Source organism: Halovenus amylolytica (assembly GCA_004015825.1).
GTDB lineage: Archaea > Halobacteriota > Halobacteria > Halobacteriales > Haloarculaceae > Halovenus > Halovenus amylolytica.
This window is the reverse complement of sequence record SAYS01000026.1, coordinates 1-13,420: the sequence shown is the minus strand read 5'-3', so window position 1 is coordinate 13,420 and position 13,420 is coordinate 1. Positions and strand designations below refer to the sequence as shown.

Sequence of the window (13,420 nt, the reverse complement as noted above, 5' to 3'; positions counted from 1 at the left end):
ATCGAGATATTCGAGGCCCTGATTGTCGCTCCATCTCAAGCATTCTACGGCCACCTCAATTCCCCAATCCCATCCATATCAACTAAGTGGTGTGGATGGTTTGGGATTTAGTATGACTATCCGCACCGACGGGAGGGGGATTTCTCTACCGTCGCTCGACTCTACATTCGCTCACGAAGAGGTGTCGATGGCGCTCACTAGATGCGGACTTCTTGTAGAACGGGCAGAGACGCTCGCCCGGCTATACGCCCAACACCGGGACTGGACAGTTGTCGAAGAGCAATGGCTCGAAGAACGGTTTGACGAGCGTAGTACGCGCGGTAGTTCGAAGGGCATCTATCGCGCTCTCAGCTCGCGATTCAAGACTGCTGGAAGCGAACTCCCGTCGATCGTCCAACTTCCTACCGTATTCGATCGGTGCGAGACGAAACGCGACAAGGCGCAGGTACTGTACTTCTACTTAGTGGAGGACGATGCTCTCGTGAAGTATACTGTCCACCGATACGTCAATCGACTTCAGGAGTCCGGCGTCGACGGGCTGGACTTCGAGCAGGACGCAGTTGAACGCCTTCTGGACGAATTCCATTACGACGATGGAAGCGAGTTTGACTACGCGGAATCGACGACGCGTCGGTGGGGCGAAGGACTCCGCTCCGTGATGCGAGAAATCGAGGTTCTTGATACACAGCAGACACTCCAAGGGCAAATACCCAATATCGGAACAGTGCCGCTGCTCGTTGCATCAGGATATTCGTGGGAGACCTATGGCGATGAATGGCTCTCACAGCCGACCGGCTGGCTCTATCTCTTCCAGCCAGAACAATACTGGGATTCCCTAGCCGAACGTGTGAGCGACAAACCAACCTGGGAAGCGAGCGGAATTCACGGTGAACTGAGACTCCAGCCTATCAATGATACGTACGACTGGGCTGAGCCATGGGAGGGAAGCCTATGACTGACGGGAGTTGGTTCACTGCCGACGTGGAGAGCGACTTCGAAGAGTCAGTGCGAATTGACCGCGAAGACGATGGCCGCGACCATCGGCTGGAGTCCATCGACACCTACCACGTGACAGATGAGGCTGAGGAGTTTATGACCGACTTCTTTTCGCGACTCCTCGGTCGCTCGGAAGATATGCGGTCTGGCGCGAACTATTGGCTCTATGGTTACTACGGCAGCGGGAAGAGTCACCTTCTTAGCGTGCTTCGGGGTCTGCTGGATAGCGAGTGGCTCCGCCGTCAGGACGCCATTTGGGGGCAACTGATAGATGGAAGCGAACTTTCGACACTGGAGCAGACCACGTGGGAATCAATCCATAATGACTACGAGGTTATCCCGATCTCGGTGAATCTGCTGAAGCATCAGGGCCAGAAAGAACTCAGCTTCAGTGAAATCGTCCTAAAAGCAGCACACACCTCGGAGCAACTCACGGGAGTCAAGGGAGGTCTGTCAACACAACTTGACGTCGCATACTTTGAGGACTGGTACCGAACGACCGACGCGTGGCCTGATCGGACGGAACATATCCAGTCAGCACTCCGGGGAACAGTTGCCAACCCAACCAAGTACGACTGGCAGGATGTTCAGGAGTACAAGGCACTCGCTGAGGTAGCGTTGCCAGCACTCTTCGAGGAACAGACCGGAACGGCAGATGGGTTAGACGACCTGACGCCGTCCGACCTCGATCCGGAGGCGATGGTTGAACGACTTGAAGAACTACGAAGCGAGCGCGAGGCAGAGATTAATCGGCCTGTCAAGCTCGTCTTGTTGCTTGACGAGGTTAGTCTCTTTATCGGAACTGACTTCGACCGTCTGACTGAACTCCAGACACTCGCCGAAAGCATTGATGAGATTGGCGACGGAAACATCCAGTTGGTTGCGACGGCCCAAGCCAAAATCGAAGACGTCCAACCACAGTTTGCAGCACGCGGTGCTGATTTCAGCATCGTAAAGGATCGCTTCCCTCACAGATTTGGGCTCCCGAGCAGACACGTCGGCGAAATATCGACGCAACGACTGTTGAAAAAGAAAGAGACAGGAAGGCGAGAAACGGAACGCGTCCTTGAACACACACGAAACGAACCCGAAACTCTGCTCGTGTACTCGGGTATCGAGCAGAACACGGAGCCCCCGCTGGACAATATCGACCGCGAGCAATTCCTCGACTTTTACCCATTTCTTCCGTACCAGCCGTCGTTATTCCTTGAGATTCTCTCGAACCTGCGTCAGAAGGCTTCGGATCCTGCTAAATCTATTTTCTCGGGGACTGCCCGAGCGATTCTGGCCCTCGTTCACGGACTCCTGCAAAAGTGGTTCGACGATGGCGAGGAGACACACGTCGTTTCCCTGGTCGACTTCTATGACCTCATTGAGCCCGAACTCAAGGACATCACACCACAGGACGTGGAGGTCATCAAGGATATCCAAGCGAAACACGAGGACGGCGAGTTGGAGGATACCGATGTGGATGTCGCAAAGGCAGTACTGCTACTACAGCATGTACCGGAGACAATCCCAATGTCGGAACGGAATCTTGCAGTTGCCATACTGAGCGATCTTGATGGCCCGACCCAGTTCCAAATGGAGAATCGCGTCGAAGAGTCACTCAAACGGCTCCGAAAGTTCATTCGCCCGATTCACGAAGAAACTGGGCCAAAGTACGGGTTCGCTCCACAAGAAGTTCGGGAGATTATGGAAGAGGCGGAAGAGAATCTCAACGACCCAGACTGGGATGAGATCATTGACTCTGTGGACACATTCCTCTGGGCCGATGTTATCCGAGACCTTTCGTTGCCAACATCAGCCGAGTACGGTGACACCGGAGAAGAATATCCGGTTCGCTATGAGTTCAGCATCGACGGTGTCAAACTTGATACAGCAGTCGACGCGGAAGATGCGCTCGACGTGGACATAGCGATAAAGGGGATCTCTCCGACGAAAGGGGATGTCGACCACGATAACCACCCGCTTGAGTGGACAATCGGTGGAGACGGTCTCGATGACATCCGAGACACTCTCATCGAGTGGTGGGCACTCAGGGCCGCCGTGGGTGACACTATTCCAGAGTCTGTTGATCGCGACCTCTCGGAGAGAGCTGCCCGCGTTCGTAGCAAACTCGTCGAAACGCTCAAGAGCGGAACTTTCGAAATCAAGGATCGGACGGACATCCGTGGACAGACCGCAGCTGTAGAGGAATTTGTTGATGTTCGATATCCCGACGACTTCCACCCGGTAATGCTCCAGATCAACGAGGAACATTTGCGTGAACTCCAGCGCCTGACAGCCCAAGAACCGCTGCCTGAGTGGGCGGCTCAAATCGAGGTTGCGACAGAGGATCCCGAGACTCACGGTGGCTCTATACAAAACAACGTGCGTGCTTTCACAGGCCGACAACTGAAGCAGCGGGGTGGAAACCTCGCGATGGTTAGTATTCTCGACGGAATCATCGAACGAAAGCCGATCTACGAGGAGGCACGACCCGCATTGTGTGCGATTATCTGGGGACTCTGTCGCAAGGGCGATTTCCTTCCCGTCGACGAGACCGGTGATTCGATTCCACTTGACGCTGTCATCGATCTCGATGAGCTAACGACAACGAGACTCAAGATCGCTGAGGGATCCGGTGTCCGGGAAGCACTTGAGGCTGGGGGGTACCTTGAGACGACAGAGACTGTCCCGGACGGCATCGTGAAGTTACAACAAGCGAACGAAACCCTCGCGGGTCGCCTCGGAAGCCTCGCCGAAGACGTCGAGTTAGTCGCAGATAGTGATATTGAGACACACACTGTTCGCGGCCTGCTCGAATCGTTCGTAGATGCTCTCGAAGAACAGAATCGCAGAGCGACCGAGCGACGGAAAGCGGTGAAATCCGGCGATACAGACTGGTATGAGATAGTCGAGAACACGAATGATGCACGCGAATGGTATGAGGATGCGAAAGAGGTCTGGAACCTTCGTCTGGCCGCACTGGCCCAACTCGATGCTCAACTCTCACTCGCCCAGCAGTCATATCACTGGCTCACTGACGAGTGCGAAACCGCCGATCGAAAGCTCCGGGACAGTGTCAACGAATACGATGGTGAATGGTGGACGCACGACGGATGGGATCAGTTCAACGACGCCCGAACTGTTTCGCCGTCGTTAGCCGACGCCATCGAAGGCGCGTGGGACACGTTCCAGGAGTCCACCGGCATAGACACGCTGATAAACGACCTCCGAGAGCATTCGTGGATCCGTCCGTTGAGCGACTTCGAGTCGAACGTGCGACCTGCCTTCGAGGGCGAATATATCAAGCCGCTCTACAGTGCCGCCTCATGGTACGACGATGTCTCCGAGTCAGTCAATACCGTCACCGGCGGGACGACAAATGCAGATGAAGATGAGTTCATTCGAGCCACGGACAGACTGATCGATACTGAGCCGCTCCGCACTGTCGCCGGCGACGGAGTAAGCGAGTTACAGACAACGTTCGATGAACTCCAAGATATTGTCGGTGACCGGTCACCGTCAGAAGTCACAGCAATCGGCCTTCTTCCCTCGGATCGAGACTCCTTGGATGCAGAACTCGAACGGCTGTCAAAACGCCATGACCTCGGTATCGAGCGCACGGAGTCAGGGGTGATTGTCCGATGACGAGTAAGAATCCACTCGACGACTTCACGGAACGACTAGGCCACTTTGCAGACGGTCGTCGTGGTATCCGGAATCCGTTTGTGATTGTCCCCGTGCAGCCGAAATACGAACGACGCGTTGCAGACCGTCTCGGTGAATGGGCGACAAGGCCACATGAAACGGAGGGGTTCCCAGAAGATGGAGCAGTCCAAGTCCTTCGACTGGACGAACTGCTCGTCGAAACCCGTGTGTTCGATCTCGCGGTCGACCTTGGCGAGCAACCCGACCCAGCGACAATCACAGACACGATGCAAGACCGACTCGCTGAGGAACTCGTCGAAGTGATGATCGAGGAGATTGCTGCTCCCGACAAGCAGCGTCACGTGGTGGTATTGACACACCTCGGGAGTCTCTATCCGTTCACGCGTGCCTCGGAACTGTTAGACGAACTCGACCGCCGTAACGTCCAATCCACGATTGGCATTCCATTCCCAGGAGACATCGTCGGCGGGAAGTTGAGTTTCTTCGGCGAAGAATCGCGCAACTACTATCCAGCCCATCAGATCGACGGGCGAATTGAAGGGGTGCATCTCCAATGAGCGAAGACCGTATTCACGATATCTTTCAACAGACACCGACTCGCGAACTCGAGGAAGTCCAGAAGGTCAACGCTCGTGAGCGGGCCAAGAATGACGTGCGGGAGTTTTACGAGACCGACAGCGCACGAGACGTCCTCACCACGCTGGGGAACCTTGTCAACAAGTACCCACAAGAGGAATCCCGCTTCCTCTACATCTCAGCAACGTTCGGCTCAGGTAAGACACACCTCCTGAAGCTCATCGGGTTTGCTGCCGACACGGAGTCAGACTTCGATGACCTTGGCGAAGAGTTGGCGAGCCGATGGCCGGGCTTCCAGTCCTTCCGCCAGAGTATCGCCGACTCTCACGTCGACCGTCTGAAACCGGTGTTCCTCAACCTACTCAACCGAGATGCATCACAGGAGCCGCCGCTCCCGTATCTCATCTACGAGGCAATCGGACGGGAACTCGGCTATCCGACTGATCCCAACTGGCTGCTGGAGTGGGCGTGGCAACTCGACATGAATCACGGTGACTGCTGGGAGCAGCTACAGCAAATCGAACACGACAGTCAAACGTTTGACGAGGTGTACGACGAGAGAGCCATGCTCCGGAGTTGGCTCTACGATGCCTTGCCGACGCTTGACGCCTCGCCGTTCGAATCGAGCGACGAGGTGAAAGCTTCTATTGACGAAGCCATCGAAGAGGTTGACCCCGACGAGTTCGAGGCCGAGGAACTCGTCAATCGGATCGAAGCGGCGCAAGACGCACTGAGTACTGACAGTACTGAGACAGAGCTGTTGATAGGTCTGGACGAGGTGGCACTGTTCATCGGCGATGGCCGCAACCGGTACCGGGAGTTCCAACAAACGATGGAGGCACTGACCGACGTGGTAACCGGGCCGAATCCGCCGATCATCGGGACAGGCCAGTATCCGATCGAAAAGATTCACGGCGAATTCGACGATTCGGATGTCACAGACGAGCCGTGGTACGGGGAACAGGAACCGCTGGAAGGGGCCGACACTGAGATTATCGTCCGCAAACGCTGGCTTCAGAAAGATTCGGATGGCGAGCAGGCAGTCACCTCCGCTATCAACCAGATGCCTGATCTGACGCTCGAAGCCTACGGTGATGTCGCCGGAGCGGATCCAAATCCGGTCGAATCCTATCCGTTCCGCGAATACGACCTCGGATTATTACGCAAAGTAATCCAGCAGTTGATGCCACGGGGACGCGTAACCGAAGAAGAATACGTGCAAGGCCGGGCACTGCTCATCCTCGTCAGGTCGCTGTTCACTCGTTTCGAGTGGGGTGAGAAACCCGTCGGTGCCATCGTGACGTGGGACGAACTGTTCGACCTTCTAATTGAGGAAACAACGTATGTCCCACTGTGGGTGCAGGAAATGGTCGACAAAATCGACAAGTTACCTGATGGAGACGAAAGCGTCACTCCCGTCAGCGTCGCAAAGGCACTCTATCTGTTGAATCAGGTACGGTCAGATGTGCCGTCGACACCGGAGAATCTCGCTCGGCTCATGATTGACTCGACGGACGCGTCACTCGACTCTGTCCGTGATGATGTCGAGACAGCACTCAGAGACCCCGATCGGGGACTCGTCGAGAACAGGTATGTGCTGACAGAAACCAACGATCGAGGGGACGAAGAATACTTGCTGGTCTCTGAAGAGCAGGAGGACATCCTAACCCGAGCGAGCACACGGGCACAGCAGATTTCCTCGCACAGACTCTCGGCCAAATTGGAGACTTATCTACAGGACGGCAGTGATCACCTACTCTCGGAAGGAAGTCGTCACGAGGTCGACTTCGAGGATGAGCGGAACGTTCCGCTTCGGTTCGGATACTCCATCCTCGACCCAATCGAGCGTGCCCCCACGAAAGAGTTCGATGCCATCCGAGTTCGGTTGATTGCTGACCGCCCTGAGCAGGTAAACGAGCAGGTGGATGCGTGGCAATCAACCAATGATGATCGCGATGGCGGAGAACACGTCCTCGTCGCGGTCGACATTCCCGGATCGATGGTCGAACGACTACGGGATGTCATGGGGATGCAAGAAGTCCTGTCGGAGGAGACAGAAACCTACACCGATTTGCAGTCTGATCACCGTGACGAACAGCGTGCCCTCGAATCGGGAGTACGTGAGCAACTCGACGAGGCAGCCGTTCACGTGCGGACAGGGGGTACGATGGGAGACTACAGTGATGTGTTCGAACAGGTCGTAACGCAACAGGTACAATCGGTGTTTGGCCAGACGCGTTATGTCCTGACGGATGGGATCACGGAAGTCAACGATGCGAAGCAGATGGCGGGGTTCTTCCGAGGTGCCGCCGACTGGGCCCTGTCGAACGAGGATGCCGTCACGCTCGGCGTGGACACTGATAGTGGAGAACTCACTGATGGCTGGTGTCAGGACTTCCTCGACGAATACGAGAACAAGCAGTCCCTCCGGGGTGAGGATCTGCTCGCACAAACTGTCCAGCGTGGGGGTACGTATCGTGGAACTCCGCGGGAATCCATCTCTGCGTTACTCATCACGCTCGCGACGGCCAACGAGATTGCGCTCCGTCGCGACGGCGAGTACATCACTGAGCCCGGAGAGATTGGCCGTGCGGTCAGGAATAAGACGAACCTGACCGATGTCCAGATTCGGTTTGAATCCTTGGACGGGATCGATCCCGACCAAATTCGAGCGGTAGTGGAGGTACTCACGGGTGAATCTCCATCCGGGAGCGATCCGGACGCATGGCTCGCCGAGCTGGCCGACTGGGTAGACGAGAACAGTGTTCTCGTGAAGCGAGTCCTCCGCGGAGTCAGTAGGGAATTCGGCGCGGAAACGTCGCTAAACGAATTGGAGCAAGCACTCGAGCCGGCACTCAGTGGTGAGTCTCTCGAGACGGAAGACTTCGCAACCGACGAGATTGAGGCGCAGGCAGATCAATTCGCCCGCGCCAAAGTTCTGTTCCGGCCGGTCGAAGATGGTGAGACCTTGTGGGATCAGTTCAGCGAGTGGACGGCTGAGATGCAGCGTCTCTACCCCGGCGCAGATGTCACTGGTGACATGCAGGGCATCGCCCGTGGTAACGAGGTGGTCGGTGCCGAGCAACTACGGGCGACGATTGACGAGGCTGATGCCCACAGACAGCGCGTCGTTCGGAGGCAGTACGAGCGCATCACCGGCAAGATGCCATCCGATGGGGAGCCAGATAGCGTTGTCTCAACCCTCGTAACATGGCTCTACGCCCACGACGAGAGCAGCAAAGAAACCGCCGATCGAGTGTCCGTCGAATTCGAAGGCGTGACGATTAATGACCTGTATGAACTCTTCGAGACGGCATGGGACGGCGGCTCGTTTTCGGAGGAAGATCTCGTTGATCCGACGATCGTTCAGCAGGCCAAGCGATATGTGAGAGCGAGGCAGCTTCTTGAAGCGTCCAGCAACGATGCCAGTCTCTGGTCGCAGCTCCGCGACGCGTCGAGGCGGCTCGAAGAGGAGTATCCGAATCACCCGGTTACGAGCGACGTAGAGGAGACACTCTCTCGATCACAGCCTCCGAGCGTGGACGAGGTGGAGCAACTCCTTGAAGAGGCCGAGGATCCATTCAAAGTCGACGAACGGCTGGCGGAACTCACCGACGAACTGCGGGCCGATTATCCCAATCACGAAGTTACCGCAGCAGTCGTTGATGCCGTTGAGGGAACAAGTCCACCGAGTGACGAGCGGGTTGGCGACCTAATCGAGGAGGCCGAACAGCTGCTTGCGGGCGTGGACGAGCAATTAAAGCGGATTCGAGAGACGATGGACGAACTTGAAGATGGCTCCATAGTGTTGGTAGAACCACTCGAATAAACAGATACTGCACCGACTTAGAAAGACTCAGCTTAGGAGACTTTTTAACCGGTTCTCTAATTGGTCAAACGCTTGTTGCGCCGTGTCTTTATTCTGAACACCAGTGATGACTACTTTCCCTGTTGCGAATAGAAGAATAGTACAACTGTGGTTATCTGGTCTATAGATAACTCCGGGGAATTGCTCAGGTTCGTATTCTGTATTTTCGAGCCCTAGCCCGATAGCTATTGCATTAAGATTGATTTCTTTTCTAAGGTCGGCAGTACAAACCACATTTTGGGTTTCGAAGACATCTATAATTTCGTCAGATGTGGGATTAGAGCTAGATATAATTCCAAGGGTTGACAAGGACTCTGATAACTTTGAACGAGCATCATCGATCTTTTCGTGATTCTTAGCCCCTGTAAAGACATATACTCCGGAAGGTGAAAGGATCCCCCGAGCTTCATTATTAGTGAAATCTATCAGAAGCCGATTTCCATTATTTCGGCTGTGTTCTACCTCATCAATCCACCTATCTAATTCCCTCAAGTCCTCAGCTACTGCGGCAAGATCTAATTCTATGTTAAACCTGCCAGAAGCAACGATATTCACCGTTTCTACTTTTTGAGATTCAAGCATGAGTACCCATCATAGCCCTCTGGGATGATTTTATTTTGCCATGGCATACTTAGAAGGGTATCGTTGTTCCGCAGGCCAAAATGGAGGGGTTGATTACTCCCACCAACACGCTTAATTAGGTGTGGAAAGAATGTGTCGATGACGCTTCGTCTTGGAGGGCCGAAGCGTCAGCGGGGACTAATTCAGGGCGGCAACACGGTTGGTTTTCCCAGCCGTGCTCTACGTTTCCATGTTCGATGTTATGAACAGCCAGAGATGCCAATTGATACGCTTGTTTGCAATTGACGCAAATGACTATATTTTGGAGAATCTACATTCTCCCTTCCTAGGCACTCTCTGATTCGAGCGGATGGGCAATCTTCAAGACATCCCCGTGAGATTGAGTAATATATCGACGAGTTTCGCATGTTTCAGGATTCTAATCAGTTTCAGAATGTTCAGCTCGATAATGAAGAACGAACGCTGCTTGAGGAAACGGTCACTCGAATGCGAGACCGAGTCGAGGCAAACGTTCGATATCAGCTCGAAGAGTATAATCTCGAAGAGAGGCCCGATGAAAATACATCTCTAAACGAGGAGGAGGAAGACCTAGTTGAGGCGATCGAGCTTGAAGCAATCGACGGCAACGAATGGACAGAAGGATACGAGCAGTATATTACGAGCGTCGGTTATACCATTGTCAATCGTCTTGCTGCCCTTCGTTGTATGGAAGTCAGAGATTTTATCGATAACGAAGTGACTGTGTTTCGAGATGATGGCCTTACTCCCGCGGCCGCTCGCTTGGTGGATGAACAATACATGCTGGAAGAGGAAGCTGTTCTTGAGGCTTATCGGGACGCATGTGACTATCTTGGTGAGGAAATCGAGATCCTCTTCGACCGGACGACTGCCTACAGTCTGATTGATCCAGATGATGATACTTTTGAAGATTTGTGTAAATTGCTTGATGAAATTTCCAACGAAATCTGGAGAGCTGATGATGTTCTTGGTTGGGTTTATGAATATTATAATTCTGAAGAAATGGAAGATCTTCGACGGAAAGGTGACTATGAAGGGCTTCGCCCGATGGACGTCCCTCCTGCGAATCAATTTTATACACCCCATTGGGTCGTGAGGATGTTGACCGATAACAGTCTGGGTCGACTTTATCTCGAAGAGACGGGAGAATTGGAAGAGGTAGTCTCCAAACAGGAATCTATGTCAGCCGATGATAGGAAGAATCGGGAAGCCACAAGTACCGATACCGGGCTGGCAGGACTATGCACATATTTAGTTCCCTCTGCGGACGAGGGTAACCCGCCAGATTTTGACAAACCAGAAGAAATCAGTGTCATCGATCCGGCCTGTGGAAGTGGTCATTTTCTTCTCTATGCCTTTGATATTTTAGAGAAGATTTGGATGAAAGAGTATCCCGATATGGAGCCAGCGGATATTCCAAGAAAGATTCTCAAACACAACCTATACGGAATTGATCTTGATATGCGGGCTTGTCAATTAGCAGCTTTTAATCTTTACCTGAAATCTCGTCATCGGGCGGAACAAGCAGGAGCAAGTGACTTCGAATTGCCAGAAATTAGCATTGTTTGTGCTGATGCAAAGATTGCTGATGTGAGCGGCGCAGAAGATGTTTTTGATGAAATTGCTGATGGCCGAGATGATGTCCGCGATGCACTGAGTTCCATTCTCGACGCCTTTGAAGAGGTTCATGGACTTGGAAGTCTTTTAGATGTTCGAGGGACTCTTCGGGAACTATTCGATGAAGAAGGGGGGCAACAACTGACTCTTACCGATGACTTCTCGATGGATCACACGCTAAGTAGTTTCTTAAGATCCCTCCGTGAAGCAACCGCTGAACACCGCGACGAAGATTCATTTCTCGCTCAAGATCTACGAAGCTTCGTTCGATTACTAGATGTTCTTTCGCAAGATTATGATGTTGCTCTTATGAATCCACCCTACGGTTCTGGGAATCGGATGCCAGATGAAGTACAAGCATACGTTGACGACCATTACGAGTATAAATCCGAATTTTATATCAATTTCTTTGAAGTATGCGAAAGACTGGTTAAAGACAAGGGGAGAATCGGTATGATTGTCCCCCGAACGTTCATGTTCAAACGAACCTTCCAAGATTTCCGGGAAGATTTCATCGGAGACCGAGGTTCATTTGATTTCCTTGCTGAATTTGGAATCGGTGTTTTGGATAAGGCAACGGTTCGTACAGCAGGAACTGTAGTTCGAGTAAATCAAGAGCAGAAATCATCAGGAGATTTCTATAGATTACATGACTTAGATAAAGGGAAAAAAGAAGACGCTTTCCTATCTGCTGCATTCGAGACTACAGAAGGGCCGATCCGGCGTCATTATACAAGGGATGTAGCTGTATTTTCTGAAATACCGGGCACCCCACTATCCTATTGGGTTCCAGATAACATCCGAGCCATCTACAACACAGATACCTATTTTGATGCCGATAATGCAGATATTGATGCCAATAGCTTAGGAAACGTCAAGCAGGGGTTAGCAACTGGGAACAACGCACGCTATCTCCGTCGGTTCTGGGAATCTCCCAACTATTCTGACTGGGTACCTTTCGCCAAGGGTGGAAGTGATGCTTGGATTCTACCTCGGATTACGCGCACTGTCTTCTGGGGTGATAATGGAAGTGACGTAAAGAGATACGACGGGTCGTACCCCCGAAGTGAGCAACACTATTTCACCGAGGGTCTTACCTATACCAATATAAAGGAAGGAGGGCGTCGATTCGGCTATCTTCACGAAGATTCCATATTTGGTACGGCTGGTCAAGCCCTCCTTCCTCAGAAATCGATTTGGCAGACCCTCTCATACGCTAATAGCCATCTTGTGACATATCTTGTTCTTGCACTCACTACCGGTCGCCATTGGCAAGTAGGGGAAGTATCGAGAATACCGTGGGATGAAGCACTTGATAATAATGAGGAGTTGGCCAAATCGTCAAGGGAAATACTAGGCTCCCTCATTAGTTTGCGGCGTCATGATTTTATTTCACCGTATTATATTGGGCCACTCTTATTGAGTATTATTGACTCAAATGAGGTTCCTTTAACTTCCAACAATCATCCTCATCGTGACCTGTTAGAGCTTGTTGATCTTCCTGATTTGCCATCTGTCGATCCGGCGGAGTCCATTACACAGATGGGAATAATTGCAGCAAAGCATCGGGAGCGTATTCAAGCAGATATTCAAACATGTTCAAATGATATAGAAACGAAATTATTCAGCCACTTCGATTTAAAAGAGAATAAAGAAGACATCTACCGGGAAATATCGATACGGACGAATCAGAATCCTCTAAAAGAACCGGAATATGACCCATCTGCAATTAACGAGCCACCTGAAGATTTCAAGAGGATGATGAAAGATACTCTTCTTCATTTAGCGATAAAGGCAGTCCAGACCAGTTATCATGGCATCATCCCACAAAACTTCGAAGCAGAAAGTCCCAACATCCGGTACTTCCCAACCAGCGTAATCAGTGGAATTGAATCGCTGAATTAACCATCAGAAAGTGTCTGGATCTGGATGTGTTCAAGATCCCCGATCCAGACAGGTACCTTTCGGCGTCGGACGTGACTGTACTTCTGCGGTTTAATCACCAGTCAGTCAACCCCTTCACCATGGCCTCTCCAACTTCTTGAGCTTGCAGCAGTTCTAACCCTTCAGATTCCGCGATCTGGGTTGCCATTTCATACACCAGAG

General features: G+C 52.4%; 6 protein-coding genes. 5 read left to right on the top strand and 1 reads right to left on the bottom strand.

Annotated features, from left to right (window positions below; genetic code table 11):
• Positions 1-112 precede the first annotated feature (112 nt).
• The 4 genes from EOW68_RS16730 to EOW68_RS16715 are packed head-to-tail and all read left to right on the top strand — an operon-like array spanning position 113 to position 9,058.
• Positions 113-955 (top strand): BrxA family protein, encoded by an 843-nt coding sequence (locus EOW68_RS16730; RefSeq protein WP_128226309.1) that lies wholly within the window; start codon positions 113-115, stop codon positions 953-955.
• Positions 952-4,632 (top strand): DUF6079 family protein, encoded by a 3,681-nt coding sequence (locus EOW68_RS16725; RefSeq protein WP_128226308.1) that lies wholly within the window; start codon positions 952-954, stop codon positions 4,630-4,632. Before EOW68_RS16730 ends, EOW68_RS16725 begins: the two co-directional genes overlap by 4 nt.
• Entirely contained in the window at positions 4,629-5,210 is a 582-nt protein-coding gene (locus EOW68_RS16720) for a BREX protein BrxB domain-containing protein (RefSeq protein ID WP_128226307.1), read from the top strand. The genes EOW68_RS16725 and EOW68_RS16720 overlap by 4 nt, the downstream gene beginning before the upstream one ends.
• Positions 5,207-9,058: a hypothetical protein gene (locus EOW68_RS16715; protein ID WP_128226306.1), complete on the top strand. Its 3,852-nt coding sequence runs from the start codon at positions 5,207-5,209 to the stop codon at positions 9,056-9,058. The genes EOW68_RS16720 and EOW68_RS16715 overlap by 4 nt, the downstream gene beginning before the upstream one ends.
• A gap of 27 nt (positions 9,059-9,085) precedes the next feature.
• On the opposite strand, the gene EOW68_RS16710 is transcribed toward EOW68_RS16715, so the two are convergent.
• A complete protein-coding gene (locus EOW68_RS16710; protein ID WP_128226305.1) occupies positions 9,086-9,679 on the bottom strand; it encodes a TATA-box-binding protein in 594 nt (197 codons plus the stop codon).
• Positions 9,680-10,084: 405 nt separating this feature from the next.
• Between EOW68_RS16710 and pglX the strand changes: the two genes are divergently transcribed.
• On the top strand, positions 10,085-13,219 hold the full coding sequence (pglX, locus tag EOW68_RS16705) for a BREX-5 system adenine-specific DNA-methyltransferase PglX (protein WP_128226304.1): 3,135 nt from the start codon (positions 10,085-10,087) through the stop codon (positions 13,217-13,219).
• Positions 13,220-13,420 lie beyond the last annotated feature (201 nt).